Raw genomic sequence first — 24,006 nt, 5'->3', positions numbered from 1 at the left:
GAGGAAACAGACCCATGAAGAAGACACTCGCTCTGATAGCACTGCTCACATTGTCTGCATGTTCCGGAACCCCGGATCTGGAGGACGAAACTCTTTCCAACCGTTCGCTCAACCTTGAGGAATTCTTTGAAGGCGAAACCGTCGCATATGGTCAGTTTCAAGACCGGTTTGGGACAGTCCAACGCAGATTCGATGTTGAAATCTCAGGTACTTGGGATGGTCGCAACCTGACACTTGTCGAGGATTTCACCTACGACGATGGTGAAACAGAACAACGTATTTGGACGCTGGAAAAGACCGGCGAGGACACTTGGAAAGGTACAGCCCCCGGCGTTCTGGGAATAGCAACAGGTCAGGAAAAAGGGGATACCTTCAACTGGATCTATCGCATCGACCTGCCGGTTCGGAAGGGAACGATGCGCGTTGATTTCGATGATTGGATGTGGCTGCTTGACGATGATCGGGTGCTAAATCGTGCCTACGTATCGCGCTACGGTGTTCGCATCGGTGAGGCAATTATCGTGTTTGAGAAGAAGTGAGCGACAACGCCTAGATGTCGACGTGCGTGGTTCCCCGTGGGAACGACGCCCTTAGCGATAGCTTACGTTCAATCTCTTTCAGTTACGCCACCGCAGACGCAGCTAGCAACGACCTTGAATAGTCGTGTTTGGCTGTGCCGTGGCGCAGATCGTCGGTCTCCATCACCTCTACAATCTCGCCGTCTTTCATGACGGCAAGCCGGTCGCACATATGCCCGATCACAGGCAAATCATGTGAAACCATGAGATAGGTCAGTTTGTGTTCGTCGCGCAGATCGGTCAGAAGGTTCAGGATTTCAGCCTGCACGGAGACGTCCAGCGCGGATGTGGGTTCGTCCAGCAGCAAGATATCCGGCTCGCCCGCCAGTGCGCGCGCGACGGCAACCCTTTGGCGTTGACCACCCGAAATCTGGTGCGGATAGCGAAAGCGGAATTTGCCCCCCAGCCCGACATCATCCAGCAGCCTGACGACCCGCGCGTTGATGTCTTTGAAGCCATGAAGGTGGAGCGTTTCGCTGAGAACCTGATCAACCGTATGACGTGGGTGAAGCGAGGCGTAAGGATCCTGAAACACCATCTGGACAGTTTTATAGAACGCACGATCCCGCGTGGCGCCAGTTATTTGCTTGCCTTCTACGGTGATCTCACCCGACCAGGTGGGGGCAAGCCCGGTAATCGCTCGGAGGATGGTGGACTTGCCCGATCCGCTTTCGCCAACCAGACCAAAGCTTTCACCAATGCCCACGTCAAAATTTGCTGACTTAACCGCGTCTACGCGGTCTCGATCCGTGCCGAACCAAACGTTCAGGTCCTTGATGGTCAAAGCAGTCATCAGCTTCCCCCTACGCTTTCACCATCGGCCCAAGCGTCATCACGCTTCAGAACCTCTAGGTGCTTCTTTGGTTGGTCCAGTCGGGGAAGTGAGTTCAACAGCCCTTGGGTGTAGGGATGCTTTGCTTGGTGCAACTTGTCCGCGTCGCAGACCTCGACAATCCGGCCCGCATACATGATCAGAACGCGGTCGCAGAACTCGGACACCAAATTCAGATCATGGCTAATAAAAATCAGACCCATGCCGCGCTCTTTCACCAGCCCGTCCATGATATCCAGCACTTGCCGTTGAACCGACACGTCCAAAGCCGAGGTTGGCTCATCCGCAATCAGGATCTGAGGGTCCGGGATCAGCATCATTGCAATCATGATCCGCTGCCCCATGCCGCCTGACATCTCGTGCGGGTAAGCGCGCATGACGCGTTCGGGGTCGCGGATGGACACGGCTTCCAACATAGCGATGGCTTTGGCGCGGGCCTGTGCCTTCGACGTGTTGTTGTGCAACAAATAGGCTTCCATGATCTGATCGCCGATCGTCATCACCGGGTTCAATGAAAACTTCGGATCCTGCATCACCATGGATATCTTCTGCCCACGAACTTTGCGCATCTCGGGTTCAGTCAGATCCAGAAGATTGCGGCCTTCAAGGCGGATCGCGTCGGCCTCGACTATTCCGGGTTTGCGGATCAAGCGCAGGATGGCGCGGCCCGTCATTGACTTGCCAGACCCACTTTCTCCGACGATGCCCAGCCGTTCACGTTCTAACGTAAAGGACACGCCGCGTACCGCATCAAAGATGCCCTGACGGGTGGGGAACCGTACCCAAAGGTTTTCGACTTCAAGCAAGCTCATTGACTTCCATCCTTCGGGTCCAGCACGTCGCGCAGCCCATCTCCCAGCAGGTTGAAGGCCAAGGAGACGGTGAAAATGGCAAGTCCCGGCACAGTCGCGACCCACCAGTGATCAAGAATGAAACGACGACCTTCCGAGATCATCGCACCCCATTCTGGGCTGGGCGGCTGCGCGCCAAGACCAAGGAATCCCAGACCAGCTGCAGCCAGAATGATCCCAGCCATGTCCAGCGTGACCCGCACAATCAGGGACGAGATGCACAGGGGCCAGATATGCTTGGTGATGATCCGTAAGGCTCCTGCACCTTGCAGGCGAATAGCGCTGATGTAGTCCGCAGACCGGATCGTCAGAGTTTCCGCCCGCGCAATCCTTGCGTATGGAGGCCATGCGGTGAGTGAGATTGCCAGCACGGCGTTCTCGATCCCAGCCCCTAGGGCTGCGACAAAGGCCAATGCCAGCACAAGGCGCGGGAAGGCCAGAAAGATATCGGTTATGCGCATCAGGATCGTGTCGGTCCAACCGCCGACATACCCAGCGACTGTGCCAACCAGCAGCCCAGCCACAGGGGCGATCAGCGCGACAAGAGCCACGATGTAAAGCGTAATACGGGATCCATAGATCAGACGGCTTAGGATATCCCGGCCTAAACTGTCTGTTCCCAGAATGTGACCCTCGGTGCCCAGCGGTTGCAGTCGATTGCCGAGGCTTTGTTCAAACGGATCATGCGGAGACAGGACAGGGGCCAGTAAAGCTACCAGTAAAAGTGCCAGCAAAATGCCCAGCCCAAACATGGCCATGGAGTTCGCCCGGAGCGTAAGCCACCCCTGATACAAATTGGCCAGCCGCGCATGACGTCTGGACGTCGGCGCGTCGGTTGTCAGCCATTCACGCCAGCTCTGATTTTGGGACGTCACATCGCTCATTTCGACCTCGGATCAAATACGCGATACAGAAGATCGGACAGGATATTCAGGCAGATGAAAATAAGCCCAACAACCACTGTCCCCCCCAAAACGGCGTTCATATCGGCACTTAAAAGCGCTGTGGTGATGTAGCTGCCGATACCGGGCCAAGAGAAGATGATCTCGGTCAGAACGGACCCTTCCAGAAGGTTGGCATAGCTCAGCGCGATGACGGTGATCAGCTGCACGCGGATGTTCTTGAACGCGTGGCGCCAGATTACGGCACGTTCAGACAGGCCTTTGACCCGCGCCGTGGTGACGTATTCCGCTGATAGCTGCTCCAACATAAAGGATCGTGTCATTCGGCTGATATAGGCCAGCGAGTAATAGCCCAAGAGCGATGCGGGAAGCACGATGTGCGAGAAAGCGTTTCGGAAGACCGACCACTCGCCCGCGAGGGCACTATCCAGCAAGATCATTCCAGTGCGCGTTGGCACGATGTCTTGATAGAAGATGTCCAGCCGACCGGGTCCGCCGACCCAACCAAGTACACCATAGAAAACCAGCAGCCCCATCAGGCCTAGCCAAAAGATAGGCATCGAGTATCCAACCAGCGCGACAACCCGCGCGATTTGGTCGATCCACGACCCACGATTAACCGCGGCAACCACGCCCAGCGGTACGCCAAGCACGATGCCGACAAAGACACCTAAGGTGGCAAGTTCCATCGTCGCCGGGAACACGCGCGCTATGTCTTCGGATACGGGACGGGCATTCAATAGCGACATTCCAAAGTCACCGCGCACAACGTCCCATAAATAATAAAAGAATTGAACAATCAACGGCTTATCCAAGCCCAACTGTTCATAGACAGCGTCATAAGTCGATTGCGAGGCGCGTTCGCCAACAATGGCCAGCACAGGATCAATCGGCATGACGCGTCCAATGACAAATGTCACAAACAACAGCCCAAGCATCGTCACTGCGATCGACCCGAGCGTCAGGAGAGTTCCCTTTATCCAAGGGAAGAGAGGCGCGCGGCGGCGCCTCTCTTGATTGGTGTCACTAGCCGACATCTATTTGGTGATCGGCCAGTAAGAAACTGCAGTGGTCGCACCACCCAGATTCACGTTCTGAACATTGTCGCGCATCGCAGCCTGTTCGATTTTCTGGAACATGACGGCGAAAGGCGAGGTCTCGCGGAACTCGGCCTGAATGTCGCTGTACATCTGCTGACGTACATCACGATCATTCTCGACCACAGCAGCGGCAGTTTTGTCGGTCAGACCACCAGTGTCCCAGCTGTTGCGCCATGCCAGAAGTCCGGTGGCATTCGCTTCGTCCGAGTTGTCGGGGTTATAGGCAAACGTGCCTGCATTGGTGTGCGGGTCAGGATAGTCCGGGCCCCATGCACCAATATAGACGTCCAAATTCCGCGAACGATATTCGCCTAGGATTTGTTTCGCCGTTCCGACGGTGACGTTCAGCTTGATTCCAACTTGCGCCAATGCGTTCTGGAACGTCTGAGCGATCTCGATCCGCTCTTGCGCCTCGCGCACACCTGCGGTCAGTTCAAGACCTTCAGGTACACCAGCTTCGGCCAGAAGTGCCTTTGCCTTTTCGATGTTCAAGCTGAATGGATTCTCATCCACAGCGCCCAAGAAGGTACGCGGAAGGAAGTTCTGGTGAATGGTATATTGACCGTTCAGGAAGCTATTCTGCATTCCTTCATAGTCCACCAGATACTTCATCGCTTGACGCACTTGCGGCTTGGACAGTTCTGGATGCTTCTGGCTGAAGGCAAGGTACATCAATCGGCCACGCAATTCGTCATGGATCACAACACCTTCAGCATCGCGCGCACCTGCTACGTCTTCAGGGTTCAGGTTGCGAGCCATGTCGATGTCACCACGTTCAAGTAGTAGACGCTGAGATGCGCTTTCCTGCACGTGGCGAACGATCACACGTTCCATCGCCGGAGCGCCCAGATAGAAGTCAGGGTTCGATTGCAGCGTCACACTTTCATTTGGCTTCCAGCTGACCAGTTTGTAGGCACCAGAACCGGCTGAATTGGTCTTCAGCCACGTATTGCCCATGTCGCCATCAGCTTCGTTGGCCATCACGGTTTTCATATCGACGATGCCGCCGATGGTGGAGGTCAAACAGTTCAGCACAAATGACGTCGCATAAGGCTTGTCGGTTTTGATCGTGACCGTATTGCCATCCGCAACGATGGTGTCACCGACATTGTCAGCAGTGAAACCAAATTGGGTCAGGATGAACGCCGGTGTCTTGTTCAGCACCACGGCACGGCGCAGCGAGAACTCGACATCTGCCGCAGTCACCGGATTGCCGGAATGGAACTTCAGGCCATCGCGGATCGTGAAAGTGATCGTCGTGCCATCGTCTGACACCGTCCAGCTTTCCGCGATTTCGGGTTGATAGCCCGCATCCAGATTGGCGGGGTCAAAGTTGACCAGCTTTTGATAGATGTTGCGGCTGACGTCTGAACCGGCGAACTCGAAGCTTTCTGCCGGGTCCAGGGTTGTGATGTCGTCAATCCGGTTTGCGATCACCAACATGTTGGCTGGCGTTTCAGCAAATGCCGCTGGCACCGAAGTGACGGCCAGGGCAAGCCCAAGGGCTGCACCGGACATAAATCGTGTTAGGGAGTTCATTGAATAACCTCTCTGTTAACGTTGGATCTGGTCCGCTCTGCCATCATGACCCCCAGGTCTTTTCCAGCACACGGAACCAGTTTTCGTGGCACAGTTTCTTGATGAGATGCTCACCAAACCCGTGCTCATTCATTGCCTGTCTAAGTTTTGGAAGGGCCGACACTTCGGTCAACTCCTTCGGTACGACTGCTCCGTCGTAGTCAGAGCCAAGACCGACTCTGTCTTCTCCTAAGATACCAATCAGATGATCCAGATGTCTGAGCATCTGCGAGATCGGTACATCTGCTAGCATCTTGCCGTCTTCTCGCAAAAAGGCCACAGCAAAGTTCAATCCAACCATTCCGTCGCTTTCCGCAATTGCACGCAATTGATCGTCGGTCAGGTTGCGGGAATGGGGTGTGATTGCGTGCGCATTGGAATGCGTTGCGACCAATGGGGCCTCGGAATGACGCACCACATCCCAGAACCCGGCTTCATTCAGATGCGAAAGATCCACCATGATCTTCAGCACGTTGCACCGTTTGATCAGCGCTAGTCCGTGGTCGCTTAATCCATCGCCGATATCCGGGGAGGACGGGAACCGAAACGGGACACCATGCCCATAGATGGTTGGGCGGCTCCAGACAGGGCCAATGGATCGCAGGCCTGCTGCATGAAGAACGTCAAGCATATGCAAGTCGGCATCAATCGCTTCAGCGCCCTCCATATGCATGATGGCCGCCATCTTTCCTGCAGCAAAGGCTGCGCGCATGTCTGCCACGCTGCGGCATATTTTCAACGTGCCCATACGCTCCAGCTCAAGCAGAATGGCTATCTGAGAAGCGACAACTGGCAAGGCGTCGCTGCAATCAATTGCCTCGGGCAGCTCCAGATCGTAGGTGTCTTTGGTCATTTCTTGGATTTTGTGATCTAGATCCGTGGGGGACGGCACGAAGACCGCAAAGAACCCGCCGCCAAACCCTCCGACCTTGCTTTTGGGCAGATCAATAGCGCCGCTTCGCCCGTCTACGAACGAAGTTGCCTGCCCCATTCCGCCTGCGCGGTAGAGTTTCAGCAGGACATCATTGTGACCATCAAAGACCAATGGCGCAGCAGCAGACACGATAATTTCTCCCAAGTTGAAGTAACTGTAGCAAAGAAAATGGTATTGTCTTATGAAATAGCTATGCGTTTTTATCATACTCCTATTCGTGGAATATCTACTTATGAGTAAGTCAAAAACTCACCATTCAATCTCGGAATACAACGCTTTGCGGGCTGTTATGTTGGCTGGAACGACAACCGGAGCGGCCCGACAGCTTGGGATATCTCAATCAGCAATCAGCCGTTCGATCTCGAATCTCGAAAGCAAGCTTGGATACGTTTTGTTTGAACGGGAATCAGGTCGATTGGCCCCAACGCAGGCGGCCGTCCGACTTAATCGACGGCTCGATCCGCTTTTCGAAGCACTCAGCCGTATTGATGGGCCGACTGAGCCAATACGCGAGAACCTACGTCTCATTGCACCACCAACCTATGCGCACCGTTTTCTGATTTCATCGATCAGCAGCTTTCTGAAAATGAACCCGGAATTTCATGTCAGTTTCGAGGTCAATACCTCAGACGAAGTCACCCGCGGGGTCATAGAGGATCGATTTGATCTTGGAGTAATCGGTGTCGAGATCAAGCGGTCGGAACTGCAACTTCTGCCGTACCGAAAATCGTCAGCCGTGTGTGTCTTGGCTCCGGATCACCCCTTGGCGACGCGAAAGGAAATCCTGCCCGAGGACCTGCACGGCGAAGACATGGTGGCCCTATCCTATCGGCACGAGCGTCGTGGACAGTTGGAACGCCTTTTGCATCAAGTCCGCGCCGAACCAAACGTCGTGGCCGAGGTTTCAACCTCGTTCGCGGCAGCTGATATGGCGAAAGAAAACGTGGGGCTGGCCGTAATCAACCCGTTCCCACTTTTTCACTATCGTTCGGATGACCTGGCGTTTGTCCCGTTCCGATCGCCCATCCGGTATCACAGCTATTTTGTGACTTCGAGCAGCCGACCCATTCCGCGCATCGCAAGAGTATTCATGAGGCACCTGCGCCTTCACACGCCCAACGATCCATTTTCGCAGAAGGCATGAAGCTTAGGTCACACAAGAAACGTTTCTGCATGTAGAATGATGTCGAAATGGTGCATGCCTTGCTTAAGCTCGAAGGACACATTGACGCCGTTCTTGCGAAGCTTTTCTGCGTATTCCCGACTTTGACGAACAAACTCGGCCGTATCGAGTTCAGCAACCAACACGCTCACCTTCTGCGCGCTGGTCGGCACATGGGCGAGGGGGGAAAGCTGCTCGATCTCGGAAGGTGTCAGTTGAAGTGGGTCATTCACGGATGTTTCTGCAATAGGCTCCAGATCATATATCCCGCTGATCAAGATCAGGTTCTTGATCTCGATCCCTGCGATTTGAAGCACCTCTTCAAAACGGCTTGCGACAAGGCTTGCCAGATGCGCCCCAGCGCTGTGACCTGACAGGGTGATGCGCGTTGCATCAAATCCAAGTTCGCTTCGTTGCTTGGCCAGCCAAACCAGAGCATCACAGCATTCCTTGGCCATCTGATCTAAACGAGCATCCGGCGCGAGCGTGTAGTTGAGCGTAGCAAAGGCGCTGCCGCTTTGTGTGACAAACCCCGCCATGGACGCTGAGTCACGGTGGCTAAGCGCCTGCCAATAACCGCCGTGTATGAACACATGTAGCGGAGCATCGGCATCCACAGCCGGAAAGAAGTCAAGAAGATGTGTTTCGCTGGGCCCGAATTTCAGGTTTTCACGAACAGTCAGAAGATCGCGCTGTTCCGCACTGAGAGTTTTGTAGGCCGTCAGATAAGGCGTGATGTCCCCGCCGACCATTGAACTTGGTGAATACTCCTTTTCAAGCTCTTCTGAGGTGAAACCACGATACATCACGTCTCGCTGCTCCCATAAAACAACTCGGATCGCATATCATAAAGGTCGTGGAAGAACCTTAGATCAAGTGCCTTGCGCAGAAAGGCGACACCGCTGGAACCACCGGTTCCCTTTTGCATGCCAATCACACGCTCAACAGTTGTTGCATGGTCAAAGCGCCAACGCTGGAAAAGGCTTTCAACATCCATCAGTTTTTCAGCCAATGAGTAGAGATCCCAGTGCTGGTCCGGATTGCGATAGACCTCGACCCAGATTTTCACGATGCGCGGATCGCCAGCGTAGATCTGCGAGAAATCACGGTCCAAAAGATCGTCAGGCACATCGAACCCCTGTCGTGACAACAGGGCCAGAACCTCGTCATACAGCGACGGTTTGGTAAGCGCGTTGTTCAACTGTTCCATCACCTCCGGGTCATGGGCGTGCACTTTCAAGGTCGCAGGATCCTTGTTGCCTAGGATGAACTCGATCTGACGGTAGCCATAGCTTTGAAAGCCGGACGACGATCCAAGCGCATCGCGGAATTTCATGTAGTCGACGGGCGTCATCGTCAAAAGCGTTTCCCAAGCCGCGATCAACTGGCGCTGGATTGCTTTGATGCGGTCGATCTTCTTCAGAGCCTCACCGATCTTATGTTCTTGGACGTAGCGGCGCACCTCGCACAGCTCGTGATGCATCAGTTTCAACCAAAGCTCGCTGACTTGGTGAATGATCACAAAGAGCATTTCATCGGGGGCGGCGGGGTCCTGAAAAGTCCGCTGAATGTTCAGCAGGGTTTTCAGCTGAAGAAAATCCCCATAGCTGTCGCGATGTTTCTCTGCGAAATTGGTGACAAGCGTCTCTTCAATGCCCCGCTGCAATAGGCGATCGTCTTTTTTGCTCATCGCGACATTTCCTTAGAATTAGGTTCCGTCTCTAAGCTTTCCGGAAAGAGCACTTGGATGGATTGGAAGACGTCAGACGTCATCTGAATGTGGTCCCGCATCAGACGGGCCGCAGCCTTTTCGTCCCGGTCCAGCGTTGCTTTCATAAGGGGGGTATGCACCTCAAGCCCCATGACATCGGCGAGCAGTTGATTGATCCTCTGCTCCAGCTCAGGCTGTTCTTTGGCTAGGCGGCGGGCGCGTGACAGGATGTTGCTGTGATATCGGGTAAGCTGCGTTTCCACCTGTTCCATCATGCGGTTCATCCAGATGGACAAACAGCCAGAGGTCAGTGCGCTATGGAAATTCCGGTGTCGTGTGTCCCACTGTTCAAAAATCTCAGGGTCCCAGGAAATCTCGGGTGTTGACCATTTGCTCAGCTGATACTGCGCGGCGACGATACGGCTTTCCCAGTCCTCACCCCCTTCGCGCATCGAGGCCTTCAACATATCGACCTCAAGAGCCAAGCGAATTTGGCCCAGATCTTCCAGCTCTTCCAGCGAGATCGGGGCCACGCTGAACCCCTGATTAAAAGCATTCACCACAAGATGTTCTGCGCAGAGCCTATTCAGCGCCTCGCGTAGGGGGGTCGCGCTGAAGCCGAATTGCTTATGCAGCGTTGCCACCTTCAGGCTCTGGCCAGCCCGTAGGTCGCCCGACAAGATGAGCCGTCTTATCTCGGTATAGATTTCTCCAGCAGCAGATTTATGAGCCTGATCCACGCGGGCCTCCCCTGTCATTTCAAATATTATCTTGCATATCATATATTATTTTGCAATGCCGGTAGGGACGTATATCAAATGACCGCAAGGAGCGCCCCATGCTGACACGTGAAGATTGTGTTGAACTGGACCGGCAGGATGATCTGTCCGCCCTTCGGTCCGAGTTTCATTTGCCCGAAGGCATTATCTATCTGGATGGCAACTCGCTGGGGGCAATGCCCAAAGGGGCCGTTCAGAAACTGTCGCGTACGATTGAAGAGGAATGGGCCAAAGGGCTGATCAAAAGCTGGACAGATGCGGATTGGTTCACGCTTCCCGGTCGTTTGGGGGATCGCCTTGGACGTCTGATCGGCGCTGGGCCGGGCCAAACCCTTGTGTGCGATGGGACGTCAATCAACATCTACAAGGCGCTCAGGGCAGCAATGGCGCTTCGGCCAGATCGGTCAGTCATTGTATCTGAAAAAGACAGCTTCCCGACGGATCTGTATATTTCGGAAGGGGCAATGTCGGCGCGCGGTGGGATGACACGGCGCTTGTTGGGACAGGATTCAGACGCGCTTGAGGATCTGATCGACGATCAGGTGGCCGTGGTGCTTTTGTCCAATGTGGACTACCGGACCGGGCGTATGGTGGATATGGCCAAAGTCACCAAGATGGCCCACGACGCGGGAGCATTGGTGATCTGGGATCTGTGTCACACGGCCGGCATCGTGCCGATGGAACTTGATGCGATCGAGGCGGATTTCGCAGTCGGTTGCACCTATAAATACCTTTCGGGCGGGCCGGGCGCGCCGGCCTTTATCTATGTGGCCACGCGACATCAAGATAAGGCGGTCCAACCCTTGTCTGGCTGGTGGGGCCATGCCAATCCCTTTGCGTTTGATCACAAATACAGCCCAGCCTCGGGCATTGGCCGTTTTCTGGTTGGTACGCAGGGCATTCTGGGACTGCGCGGGGTTGAAGCCGCGCTGGACTTTTTCGATCAGGTCGACTTGGCCAAAGTACGCGAGAAAAGCAAAGCCATGGGGGATCTGTTCATCAAACTGGTCGAGCAGCACCCGGATCTGGCGTCGCTTGAGCTTGTCTCTCCGCGCGAGGCAGAGCAGCGCGGCAGCCATGTGTCCTTGTATTTCGAAGACGGCTATCCGGTGGTCCGGGCAATGATCGAACAGGGCGTGATCGGAGATTTCCGCGAGCCCGGGATCATGCGCTTTGGCTTCGCACCCTTCTATCTTCGCTTCGTCGATCTGTTCGATTCCGTCGAGGTTATGGCGGATTGCATGCGCCGTAAGGTTTGGACCAACAGCAAGTACTTGGTCCGCGAGGCCGTAACCTAACGAACGCTTTCTGTGTTTCGCTGATAGGATCTGAAACCTGGGGCCCCGGGGTCCAAAGGTGGGGCGGGATTGGAATTCCCAAAACGGAAAATCCCGCCGCCCAGAATCCAAGATCGAAGCCCTATCGACGTGAGTTCTCAACTGAAGGGGCGCGCGAGCAATCCATCTGGCGATTTCCGGGTCATGAACCGATGTATTTGGTCTGACTTTGCCATTGCGATTGTCTGTCTCTTTTCGCGTCGAAAGCTTTAAGAGCCGAGGGCTTGGTAGGTGAAAAAAACAGGAAGTAGTCTCCCCGAAAGGGCTGCGTTTCGCGCCGAATGACTGCTCAAATCACCTTACAAGTGTATGACTTCATTTCCGAAGCAGCAGACAGGTAGTTTGAGGCAATTAAACATGGCTGTCGGCACCTTTAGAAAACAATGTGTTCAAAAAGGGCAAACTGCTAAACTTATAGATAGGTTTTTGCAACGTAGCTTTTGCAGGGTTTGCCAAGGAAAAGAAGGCTGGAAGCCCGCAAGATGACCCCGGTGTAATGTGTTGTAATGTTTTGCCTAAATAAAAAACTATCGTCGTGAAAAGGTGCGGCGGCCGGCCAAGTAAATGCAGCTTTTGTGATTGTCGGATAAGGGCCAAAAACTCGTGTAATCAACATACGGTAGAGCTGTGACCAATTTACAGCTATCACCACATTTATGGCTAGATTATCCGACAGTTTCCCCTTGGTTAATTGACCTCATATCCGTTGAAGTGAATGTTAACCAAAATTGACGTTTGGGGATAGTAGAGTAAGTGGTGCATGAATTTGCGCCCATTCCAACTTTTCCTTCCCCTATGTCATAGGTAATCGGGAAAGCGCCTTTATGATTTCGTTTGGAAGAGTTTTTGCCTTCATAATGGTCTTACTGAACGCTTGGGCGCGATTAGGTCGAAATCTCGGACGACAATTGGCCGCGACGCTGGTCGTATTCATAGTGGTGGTGACTGCTGGGCCGGCTAATGCGCAGATTTCATTCAATTTGGGCGCCTCTGCCAACGACATGGCTGACGAATTGTTTGGTCTAGGTCTGACTGTGAACAGTGCCACACGCATTGGCGGTGTGAATCAAAGTGCGACTTGGTCGAACGGTTTGACGGGTGCACCGGGTGTAGCTCCGACGGACACAGGCGTTATTTTTTCGACCGCGCGAGTCAGTGATTTCACTGACGGTGACACTAGAAACGACTTTATCAACCGCAGTCTTGGGCGGCCCGGTGATGCGGATTTGGCTGGGTTGGTGCCTGCCAACTACTTTGATGCTGCGGGCTTGATTGTTAACTTTACCGCAAACCAGACGGGAAGCTTCACTGTACCGATCACATTTTTGACGGAAGAATATCCCGATTTTTATTTTGCCGGGTTCAGTGATATCGGTGCTGTGTTTATCGACGGTGTTCTTGTTCAGGCGATCGGGACCCCAAGCGGTTGGGTAGAGGTGGATGCTCTTACTAACCCACCTCCCATCAACAACGGCAATACGGGTAGCACACTTTCCTTTGCAACCGACTACAATGCCGGTCAGTCCTATGCTGTGCCGGTAAGTGTCGTTGCTGGCCAGACCTATACGATGAAGATCGTTTTGGCAGACCAAAGCGACGGGGCCTACGATTCCGCGTTTATGATCGCAGGTCTGGCGATTTCCTTCCCGCCGGTGCCTGAGATCGGCGTCGACAAGACCGTAGTCGCAACAAACTTGTCAAACCCACCAGCGATCGGCGATACGATTGATTATCAAATTGTCCTAAGCAACGACGGCAACGTTGATATCAGCAATGTCGCACCGGACGATGATGGCCCGACATTCGATGGCTCTGCACACGCAGGTACCGATCTGGTTTGGGCCACGTCCGACAGCACGACGCTGACACCCGGGGACACGGCGACATTTACAGCAACCTATACGCTCGTCGCGGCTGATGTGGCGGCGCTAACTGCAGCTTCAAGCACGACGGATGCCATTGCTAACAGTGCATCCGCAACTGGTACACCTTCTGTAGGTACGCTTGAGCCTGTGGTCCCGGATACGGCCACGACCGGCTATACGGCAGCACCCGATATGTCGGTCGCCAAGTCGGTGACGGCAACCAACCTGTCGACGCCTCCAGCTGCGGGCGACACGATCGAATATCAAGTCATTCTCGAGAATACAGGCAACGTTGATATCAGTGGCGTCGCACCGATCGACACGGGACCCACCATCAACGGCAGCGCCCATGCCGGCACGGACCTTGTTTGGGCCACATCTGACAGCACAACCCTTTTGCCGGGTGATACTGCGACGTTCACGGCCACCTACACCTTGGTCGCAGCAGATATCGCAGAATTGACAGCGTCGGCTGATCCCACCACCGCCATAGCCAACAGCGCGACGGCTAGTGGCACGCCTGCTTCCGGCAGTTTGCCGACGATCACGCCAAGCACCGATACGACGGGCTATTCCGCCGCGCCGTCGATGACATTTGCCAAGTCCGTGGCATCCACCAGTTTCTCTGACCCACCCGCGCCGCTGGATGTGATCAGCTATGAAGTTGAGTTCACAAACACCGGCAACGTGGACATCACGGGACTCACCCCTTTGGACACGGGGCCAACATTTGATGGGTCGCCTCATGCAGGGGCGGATCTGTTCTGGCAGACCACGGGTGATGGCATCATCAAACCGGGCGAGACCGAGGTCTTCACCGCCAACTACATCCTTGTAGCGGCAGATGTCGCGGCCCTTGCTGCGGCGGCAGATCCTACGACCGCAGTCGCGAACACGGCCTCTGCGACAGCTACTCCGGTTGCCGGAACACTTGCCCCGGTCACGCCAAGTTCGGCTACCACGGGATATGCACCCGATCCGGAACTGAGCGTCGCTAAAACTGTGGCTGCCACCAACTTTTCGAACCCACCTGCGGTTGGTGACACAATCGACTATCAAGTTGTGCTGACCAACGATGGCAACGTGAATTTGTCGAGCGTTGCGCCCGTGGACACCGGTCCCACATTTGACGGAAACGCCCACGCGGGCACCGATCTTTCCTGGACCACGACGGACAGCACAACGCTGGCCCCCGGCGAAATCGCAACCTTCACCGCAACCTATACGCTGGTTGCTGCGGATGTAACGGCGCTGACTTCGGCAGCCAATCCAACGACCGCTGTGGCAAACACGGCAGATGCTACGGCAACGCCGGCATCTGGCACGCTTGCCCCCGTCACGCCAAGCTCGGCGACCACGGGGTATACCGCTGCGCCGTCTCTTGAAGTCGAAAAGACGGCAGATACGTCTGGCTTTGCTTCCCCTGTCGTTTCGGGAAATCAGGTCGTCTTTTCGATCAATGTTGCGAATACCGGCAACACCGCGCTGACCAATGTCAGCGTAAGCGACACGCTGACCCGTCGAGATGGCACCGTCTTGACTTTGACCGTTCCTGCGACGCCGACATCAGGCGATGCGGGCGTAACGGGCACGCTCGATGTCGGCGAGACTTGGGTCTATCAGGCGACCTACACGTTGACGCAGGATGATATCAACGCGGGCGGCATCGAAAACACGGCGACCGTGGACGCTGATACACCGAGCGGTGGGACAGTATCCGACACGTCTGATGATGGCGACGACGGGGACGGAAACACCACGGATGATGCGACCGAGGTCTACGTCGAAGCCACACCATCAATCACCGTTGCCAAATCACTGGCGGCCGGCAGCCCTGACCCGTTTGATACGGTCGGGCAGGTTCTGAGCTACGAGTTCCTTGTGACCAACACTGGCAACGTGTCGATCACCGCACCTGTGACCATCGACGACCCGTTGATTGCCGCGCAAGGTAGTGGCCCAGTGACGTGTCCTACAGGGGCGATCCTGCCGCTGGCCAGCATCACCTGTACTGGCAGTTACACGATCGAGCAGGCGGATCTGGACGCCGGACAGGTTGCGAACTCTGCGACGGCCAGCGTCATACAGCCCGTTGTGCCGGTGAACCCGGGTGACCCAACCTCGGTCACCGCGACAGATGGCCCGTCGACCGAGACGGTTCTTGCTGACCAGACTCCGGCAATTTTGTTTGACAAGGCATTGGCCTCGACTTCGGCTTTGACCTTTGCTGCCGTGGGTGACCAGCTTACTTACGAATTCACCATCACCAATGATGGAAACATCACATTGGACGGTCCGTTCACTGTGGACGACGACCAAATTGGCAACGGCCTTGCTTGTGGCACTGGCCCTCTGGCACCGGGTGCGAGCATCAGCTGTGAACACGTCTGGACCGCAGATCAAACTGATTTGGATGCCGGTTCGGTTACCAACATTGCCTCGGGTATCACGTCGCAGAATGGAACCCCCGTTCCGCCGGTAAGCGACACTCTCACCATCAATGCCTCAACCGCGCCAGCGCTGACCGTGGCCAAGGATGTGCAGTCCGCTGTCCCTAACATCTTCGACGTTAACACGGTTCTGACCTACGAGTTTGTGGTCACGAACTCAGGCAATGTCACCATCGACGGACCCATCACGATTGCTGACAATAAGGCGACGGGCATAACCTGTGATCCGCTGCCTGGTGGTGTCTTGGCACCGACTTCGACTGTGACCTGTACGGGCACCTATAGCTTGAATGCCGGCGATATTGCGCTTGGAACAGCGACCAACGTTGCGACGGCCAGTGGCACATATGATGGCAACACTATCACTTCACCGCCAGATGGGGCCTTGTATCCGGTGTCGGCGACCCCATCGATCAACGTGGTTAAGGACAGCGATCCGACCGACGTCACATTTGCGAGCGTGGGCGAGCTGATCACCTACACCTACACTGTCACAAACGATTCAGATGTCAGCGGTGGCGGCGTAGGCCTGTCCGAAGACATCGTCATCACTGATGACCGCATTGCGGGACCGATCATTTGCCACGATGCGTCTGTAGATGGTATTTTCAGCGTGGGCCAGTCGGCCACTTGTACGGCTCAATACGCGGTCACACAGGCTGACCTTGATGCGGGCGAAGTCATCAACAACGCTTCGGGCTCAACCACCTTTGCGCCGGGCACGCCCAACGAAACCCTCGTGCTGTCTGGCAATGTGTCCAAGACGGTTCCGGCGGATGCAGATCCATCGCTTGCGATCAGCAAAGTCATCACAACTGGCAACAACCCAGCAGCGGTCGGAGACGATATCGTCTTCACCATTACTGCGGAAAATGACGGCAATCAGACCATCAGCAACGCGACGGTCACAGACCCCGATCTGCCAGGAATGGTCTGTACGCATAATGCTGCGACTGTGACCGGACCGGTCACGCTTGCCCCTACCGAGACCATTGAATGCGTCGGCACCTATACTGTCACGCAAGACGACATAGACGCACAAAGCCTTGTTAACGTGGCCAACGTTGCGGGCAGCGATCCAACAGGCGCCACCGTGACGATTGACGGTCAGGTCACCGTGCCTTTGGAAAACAATACGCCAAGCCTTGAACTTGAGAAGACCATCACGCCTGCTGTGGCGCCGGGCACGCCCGTGTTCACGCAAGCGGGTGATACGGTGACGTTCTCGGTCCTTGCGCGAAATACTGGCAACGTGACCATCGAGAATGTGGTCATTACAGATGATCTTCCGGTTACACCAACCAGCTGTAACGTCGGAACGCTGAACGTCGGCCAAGCGCTGTCGCTGTGTAGCTTTACCTATACGGTCACGCAGGCAGATGTTGATGCGGTGAACGGTACAGGCCCCGTGTTCGGAGGCTTTACAAACATCGCACGCGCGACTGCTACAGACGCCACGCCGGATGCGACGCCGATCAACGCCAGCGACGATGTCTTCGTTCAGGGCCCAGACCATGCGCCCGCTTTCACCATGGCAAAAAGCACAACCACCACGCAGATCGCGACGGTTGGACAGATTGTGCCTTACAGCTATCTGGTGACCAATTCTGGCAATATCACTTTGACAGCAGCGCCCACCGTTGTGGATGACAAGATTGCCAGCGTCAGCTGTCCAGCCTTGCCTGGTGGTGAGTTGTTGCCGGGTGCTTCGATCACCTGTACTGGCAGTTATACCGTCACGCAGGCGGATCTGGATGCTGGAAGCCTGACCAACGTCGCCAGCGTTTCCTCGACTGAGGTGCCGTTGCCAACGACGCCAGGAACCGAGACTGATACCGTCACGCTGTCTGCTGTGCAGACACCTTCGGTGCAGGTGGCCAAGCAGGCCTCGGCCACTTCGAATGCTGCCGTCGATGACGTGATCACCTACAGCTATACGGTCACCAACAATGGCACCGTGACGCTGACCAACCTGACGGTGGATGACCAACATACCAGCGCGGCGGGTACTGTGGCGCTGACGGTCGGAGGCGAAGCGATCGACACAGATGTCGCCCCGCTTGGCGACAGTACCGATGGCGGTGCAAATGGAAGCTGGGACAGCCTTGCCCCCGGTGACAGCGTGCTGTTCACCGCAAGCTATACAGTAACGCAAGATGACATCGACCAGCAGGTCACTCTGTCCAACACTGCAACTGTGACCGCGATTCCGCCGAATGGATTGCCAAACATCACGGGTACGGACAGCGAAACTGTGTCGGTCGAAGCTGGCGTCCCTGATGTGACAGCTCTGAAAATACTCGACACCAGTGGACTGTCTTCTCCCGCCGTTGCAGGTGAGGTTCTGAACTTCACCATCACAGTCGAAAACACCGGCAACCAAGACCTAACTTCCGTCACGCTGAATGACACGTTCCAACGTTTGGACGGTTCAACCATTACCGCCGCGGCCCCACAATATGTTAGCGGCGACGCAGGTGATGTAGGTGTGCTTGAGGTCGGAGAGACTTGGACCTACAGCTTCACCCATACGCTGACACAACAAGATGTGGATGCGGGTGGTGTCAGCAACCAAGCCGTGGCCAACACCTTGTCGCCATCTGGAGCGTTGGTGTCGGATGCGTCTGACGACGGCAACACCGCCAATGGCGACAACAACCCGACGGTTCTTTCCATCCCTCCAACCCCTGCGGTTGAAGGTGAAAAGACATTGGCCTCGGGCACAGGTGTTGTTGGAAGCGAGCTGGTCTTTGAGATCACAGTGACCAACACGGGCAACGTCACGCTTAGCAGCGCGGGGATCCAATCGGATACGCTGACACGCAATGATGGCACGCCGTTGACCCCTTCCGCAGCCGTGTTCACCGGCTCAACTTTGGGTTCGGTCGCAGGCACGTTGCTCCCGGGCGAAGTGGCCACCTACGAAGTGCGCTATACGCTGGTTCAGGCCGATATTGATGCAGGAGGCGTGCAGAACACGGCGACTGTGACAGGCACGGCAGGTGGTGTCACTGTAACGGATGTGACGGATGACGGTGACGACGGTGATGGCAACACCACCGACGATCCAACAGAAGTCCTGATCACTGCAACGCCGGCTTTGTTGATCGATAAAGCACTGGCCGCGACAGCACCAGCATCGTTCGACACGGTTGGGCAAGTCATCGAATATGAGTTCACGGTTACAAATGACGGCAACGTTACGCTGACAGATCCTGTTACGGTCGACGATCCACTGATCACTGGGGCAGGGGGAGCTGTGACCTGTGATCCGCTACCAGCAGGTGGGTTGCTGCCCACGGCAAGCCTGACCTGTACCGGTAGTTACGCGATCACGCAGGATGACATCGATGCGGGTTCACTGACCAACTCGGCCACGGCGGCAAGCGGCACAACTGTATCGCCTGCGGATGACGCCACCATTCCGGCCGTCCAAGATGACGCACTGGAGCTTCTGAAAGAGGCGGACCCGATAACCGCAGTGGACTTCTTCACGGGTGCGGTCGCGACCTACACCTATACGCTGACCAACACAGGCAACACGACGCAGATCGGGCCGTTCACTGTCACGGATAACCTGATTGCGCCCGGTGATATCTCTTGTCCGGTTCCGCCGGGTGATCAGCTGGCCCCGGGTGAACAACTGGTCTGTACTGGCACATATACGGTCACGGCTACGGATGTGGATTTGGGCACTGTGACCAACCTTGCCTCGGGTAGCTCCAGCACGACGACCTCGCCACAAACGACCGAGACAATTCCGGATGCGGGTGTTTCAGCCCTGTCGATCGAGAAAGTTGCGACGTCTGGTGCGAACTTCTCGGAAGTTGGCGATTTCATCCGATTTGACTTTACGGTCACCAATGACGGGACACGCACGCTTATCGACCCGATCACCATTCAGGACAGCATTCTTGGTCCGATTACCTGCTGGTCGCCCAACCCGCCCACGGACCCTGATTTCCGGGCAGGAGAGCAAGCAACCTGCTATCGCCTCTACCAAGTTACTCAAGCTGATCTGGACAATGGAGAAGTCTTCAACGAAGCCTATGCAGAAACCGTCTATGGCCCGGATGACACGCCTGTTGTCAGTGCTCCGGACAGTGTGACCGTACCAGCCGACACCCAACCGGGTATCGAGCTGAGCAAGACCGTAGCCACCCTGCCAGTCATCACAGTTGGTCAGGTCCTGACCTATACTTTGACAGCGGAAAATACGGGCAACCAGACGCTTTTCAACGTCGATATTACTGACCCACTTCTGCCGGGCTTCACCTGTAGCGTGGCACAGCTTGATCGTGGCGATACGCTTCAATGTACCGGCGATTACCCGGTGACACAGTTGGATGTTGATACGGGTATCGTGTCAAACCGGGCTGACGTCGCATCGACTGACCCGCAAGGTGGAGCCGTCACCGATTTCGAGACGCTAGACGTCACCATGCCGGCACCTCAGCCCAGCATGGAGCTGACTAAGATCGCGACTCCGTCACCATTTGGGGCTGTGGGTTCCGCGCTGAACTATCAGCTTCCGGTCGAGAACACCGGGAATGTGACCCTGTCGAACGTGACCGTAAACGACCCCATGGGTGGTGGTTTGATATGCACCATTGCATCGATCGCTCCGGGTGAGACGAACACGAGCTGTAGTTTCTCGACCACAGTCACACAGGACATGATTGATGCGGGCGAGGTTGTGAATAACGCTTCGGCCTCAGCCACGGATCCGTTCAACACGGTGATCGGCGACACGGTTGAGCTGACCACACCGGGTCCGGCACGCAATCCCTCGCTCGAGGCAACGAAAGTGGTGTTGGGCGGACCGTCAGTTCCAGGTGGCGTGGTTGATTACTCTCTGTCGATCGAAAACACAGGCAACGTGACTTTGTTCAACATCGGCGTCACTGACGTCATGCAAACACTGCTTGGCTCTGCCGCATCGCTTGATGCACCCTTCGCACTTGATCCGGCCAGCGACACCGATGGAGATGGTGAACTGGATGTGGGTGAAACCTGGACTTACACGGCCAGTGTCACCTTGCGTCAGATCGACCTGAACCATGCGGGTCTAAGCAACCAAGTTACAGTCACAGCCGATGGACCCGCAGGCAGCGGTTCGACTTCCGACGTGTCTGATGACGGGGATGATGGCGATGGCAACACCACGGATGATCCTTCGATCTTCAACGTGGCGGTTGATCCGCAGCTGACCGTGATCAAAAGCGTTCTGACACCCGGCGCGGTGGCTGGTGATCAAGTTGTGTTCGAAATCACCGCAACCAACACCGGAAACCAAGACCTGACGGGCCTCAGCGCCAGCGACAACCTGTCCCGCGCGGATGGTACGCCGGTTCCGGCGACCGCTGTTCCGTTCTCGGTTCCGGCCACGTTGTCTCCTTCGGATGTTGCTACGTGGCGCGTCACGCATACGCTGACCCAAGCGGATGTCGATGCTGGTGGTTTGCGCAACAGCGCCGTTGTCAGTGGCTTGTCCCCGGATAACACTCCGATCAGCGATTTGTCCGCTGACGATGACCCGTTGGACGGTAACAACACCGATGACCCGACTGAGATGCTCATCCCACCAAGCCCAGAGATGGAAGTCATCAAGCGCGAATTGTCTGCTGGCAATCGTGCAGGTGAAACGATTGAGTATGAAATTACGGTTCTGAACAGCGGTAACGTCACGCTTAGCGGCATTTCCCTGACCGACCAATTGACTGCGATCGACGGAAGCAATCCACGCAGTCCGTCGCCCGTCTTTGTCAGCAACAATGGTTCTCCGGCTTCGCCTGCGGGCAGCTTGGCGCCGAATGAAACCGCCACCTATACACTGTCGCACGTCCTGACACAGGACGATGTGAACGCGGGTGGTATCATTAACTCGGTTACGGCGAACGCGTCGACACCGCTTGGCGGCTCCGTCGCCGATCTGTCGGATGATGACGGCGTCGGGGCGGGTGATCCGACGGTGACGCCGATCGCAGCCATGCCGACGTTTGACGTGACCAAAACCGCCAGCGCCCCGGAACGTCTGTTCCATACGGTTGAGCGGTCGACTTTCACCATTACGGTCACCAACACGGGCAACATCACGCAATCAGGCATTCAGGTTGAAGATGATCTGGCGGCCTTCCTTGCCCCTGCGACGTTGCACCCGGACTATCCGGTGACGATCACGGCAACCGGGTTTACTACCGGGTCAGCCAGCACGACCTATGACGGTGTGACCGACACCGCGCTTTTGACAGGCAACCCAACGCTTGATCCGTTCGAAGTTGGAACGATCACCATCACGTTGGTCTATTCAACAGCAAATGGGTTCCCAACCGTGCCCAACACAGCCGAGGCCACATCGACGCAATTGCCAACCCCAACACCGGGGCAGGGGTCGCTGACACCAAGCGACATCGATGGCGATGGCATTCCTGACTACGAAGACTTCGACCCGACCGGATATTTCTATTGCGAGGAAAACGGGGTCATTCTGCGGGGTGGGCTGGTCACGGTCTCGGGCAACGGGTTTACGCAAACTGGCGTGGGCACAAACGGCCCGATCAACGTAACCAGCGGTGGTGATGACGGGTTCTATCAGTTCCACGTCACCGCGCCGGGCAGGTACACGCTTGCGGTTAGCTATCCGCCCTATGGCGATCCGTCGACGACACATCTGCAATCGGGCACATTGGATATGACGTCGCTGCTTCCAGCAAACCCTGCGCTTATCGGGTCATCTGCGGATTCAAGTGGAGAAGCGCTGGTGAACTTCACCCCCGGAGCCAACCCGTTCTACTTCACCTTTGATATTGAGCCCGGGGATCCACTGGTTCTGAACAACAACATTCCGCTGCGCAATTGTACCGTCGGAAATCCGCTGATCGCGACGAAAACTGCGGATCGTGACACAGCGGTCTTTGGTGAAACGGTGAACTTTACTCTGACGTTCGAAAACCAAACGGGCGGCACCTATCCGGATACGCGTTTGGTCGACATGTTGCCTGCCGGACTTCTCTATACTCCAGGCAGCGCCCGTCTGAACGGAGCTGCAACGGAACCCAAAGTTTCCGGTCGCAGGCTGACTTGGCGACAGACCATCGGACGCGACGAAACCGTGACGATCACGTTCGCCGCGCGTGTTGTGTCGCGTGGATCGTTCGGCACGCTGACCAACCAGACTTGGGCGCAGAATGCCTCGGGTGAGCTTCTGTCAAACATCGCGACTGCGGATGTGGAAATTCAGCCAGAGCACGTGTTCGATTGCTCTGACGTGATCGGCAAAGTCTTCGATGACCGCAATAAGAACGGCTATCAAGATGGGCCGGGCACGCTGCCGGAATCGATCATCAACGATGACATCTATGACGGTGAAAAAGGCAAACTCGCACCCAGCGTGGAACGTCCAATTTGGACAGAGCCAGGTCTGCCTGAGGTGCGCCTTGTCTCGCCCAATGGCACAATTATCATAACGGATGAACATGGTCGTTTCTCGGTCCCATGTGCCGCACTGCCGCGCACAATCGGGTCGAACTTCCAGCTGAAGCTGGACAAACGGTCGCTTCCCACAGGCTATCGGGTAACCACGGAAAACCCCCGCGTGATCCGCCTGACCCCCGGTAAAATCGCCAAGCTGAACTTCGGTGCAGCACTGACGAGCATTGTGGACATCGATCTGAACGCTGCAGCATTTGCCTCTGGATCGGCCACACCCAGCCCGGCGTTGGACCGTGCGTTACGTGGGTTTATCGGTCAGATCGCGTCCAAAGAAACCGCGATCGAGCTGACATATGTCCTTGAAGCCGGAGAGGCGCCTGCAAATGGTCGCGCAAGACTGCGTGCGGTTGAAAAAGTGATCAAGCGCCATTGGCACAACAAGTACCGGTTGGATATCCAATCGAATGTGGTGCGTAAGCAATGAGTGCGGTGAGGT

The 24,006-nt window shown here is 55.8% G+C and carries 13 protein-coding genes; 4 read left to right on the top strand and 9 right to left on the bottom strand.

The features are described from left to right. Nucleotides 1-14: 14 nt before the first annotated feature. Nucleotides 15-539, top strand: a complete 525-nt coding sequence (locus tag MWU55_RS01475; protein WP_246933926.1) for a DUF3833 family protein — start codon at nt 15-17, stop codon at nt 537-539. 82 nt (nt 540-621) lie between these two features. Here MWU55_RS01475 and MWU55_RS01470 read toward each other — a convergent pair whose 3' ends face one another. From MWU55_RS01470 to MWU55_RS01445, 6 genes are read right to left on the bottom strand one after another with little or no spacing between them, the layout of a single operon-like run. After that, nucleotides 622-1,371 (bottom strand): ABC transporter ATP-binding protein, encoded by a 750-nt coding sequence (locus MWU55_RS01470; RefSeq protein WP_246933925.1) that lies wholly within the window; start codon nt 1,369-1,371, stop codon nt 622-624. Next, nucleotides 1,371-2,222 carry an ABC transporter ATP-binding protein gene (locus MWU55_RS01465; protein WP_246933924.1) on the bottom strand — a complete coding sequence of 284 codons (852 nt, stop codon included), beginning with the start codon at nt 2,220-2,222 and terminating at the stop codon, nt 1,371-1,373. Before MWU55_RS01465 ends, MWU55_RS01470 begins: the two co-directional genes overlap by 1 nt. Further along, entirely contained in the window at nt 2,219-3,145 is a 927-nt protein-coding gene (nikC, locus tag MWU55_RS01460) for a nickel transporter permease (RefSeq protein ID WP_246933923.1), read from the bottom strand. Before nikC ends, MWU55_RS01465 begins: the two co-directional genes overlap by 4 nt. Continuing rightward, nucleotides 3,142-4,200: an ABC transporter permease gene (locus tag MWU55_RS01455; RefSeq protein WP_246933922.1), complete on the bottom strand. Its 1,059-nt coding sequence runs from the start codon at nt 4,198-4,200 to the stop codon at nt 3,142-3,144. Before MWU55_RS01455 ends, nikC begins: the two co-directional genes overlap by 4 nt. Beyond that, nucleotides 4,201-5,802 (bottom strand): ABC transporter substrate-binding protein, encoded by a 1,602-nt coding sequence (locus MWU55_RS01450; protein WP_246933921.1) that lies wholly within the window; start codon nt 5,800-5,802, stop codon nt 4,201-4,203. A gap of 43 nt (nt 5,803-5,845) precedes the next feature. After that, on the bottom strand, nt 5,846-6,910 hold the full coding sequence (locus tag MWU55_RS01445; RefSeq protein WP_246934471.1) for a dipeptidase: 1,065 nt from the start codon (nt 6,908-6,910) through the stop codon (nt 5,846-5,848). Between the two features lie 97 nt (nt 6,911-7,007). On the opposite strand from MWU55_RS01445, the gene MWU55_RS01440 reads away from it, so the two are divergent. Next, a complete protein-coding gene (locus tag MWU55_RS01440) occupies nt 7,008-7,919 on the top strand; it encodes a LysR family transcriptional regulator (RefSeq protein ID WP_246933920.1) in 912 nt (303 codons plus the stop codon). Nucleotides 7,920-7,927: 8 nt separating this feature from the next. Here MWU55_RS01440 and MWU55_RS01435 read toward each other — a convergent pair whose 3' ends face one another. From MWU55_RS01435 to MWU55_RS01425, 3 genes are read right to left on the bottom strand one after another with little or no spacing between them, the layout of a single operon-like run. Continuing rightward, nucleotides 7,928-8,743 carry an alpha/beta hydrolase gene (locus MWU55_RS01435; protein WP_246934469.1) on the bottom strand — a complete coding sequence of 272 codons (816 nt, stop codon included), beginning with the start codon at nt 8,741-8,743 and terminating at the stop codon, nt 7,928-7,930. Continuing rightward, nucleotides 8,743-9,627 carry a tryptophan 2,3-dioxygenase family protein gene (locus tag MWU55_RS01430; protein WP_246933919.1) on the bottom strand — a complete coding sequence of 295 codons (885 nt, stop codon included), beginning with the start codon at nt 9,625-9,627 and terminating at the stop codon, nt 8,743-8,745. The genes MWU55_RS01435 and MWU55_RS01430 overlap by 1 nt, the downstream gene beginning before the upstream one ends. Beyond that, entirely contained in the window at nt 9,624-10,406 is a 783-nt protein-coding gene (locus MWU55_RS01425) for a GntR family transcriptional regulator (RefSeq protein WP_246933918.1), read from the bottom strand. The genes MWU55_RS01430 and MWU55_RS01425 overlap by 4 nt, the downstream gene beginning before the upstream one ends. Before the next feature lie 80 nt (nt 10,407-10,486). Between MWU55_RS01425 and kynU the strand changes: the two genes are divergently transcribed. Further along, nucleotides 10,487-11,725 (top strand): kynureninase, encoded by a 1,239-nt coding sequence (gene kynU, locus MWU55_RS01420; protein WP_246933917.1) that lies wholly within the window; start codon nt 10,487-10,489, stop codon nt 11,723-11,725. Nucleotides 11,726-12,765: 1,040 nt separating this feature from the next. Then, nucleotides 12,766-23,994, top strand: a complete 11,229-nt coding sequence (locus MWU55_RS01415; protein ID WP_246933916.1) for a choice-of-anchor L domain-containing protein — start codon at nt 12,766-12,768, stop codon at nt 23,992-23,994. Nucleotides 23,995-24,006: the final 12 nt, after the last annotated feature.

This window comes from Aliiroseovarius sp. F20344, from assembly GCF_023016155.1.
Taxonomy (GTDB): domain Bacteria; phylum Pseudomonadota; class Alphaproteobacteria; order Rhodobacterales; family Rhodobacteraceae; genus Aliiroseovarius.
Note: the sequence above shows the minus strand (reverse complement) of the source record. Positions and strands in the feature narration are given on the sequence as shown.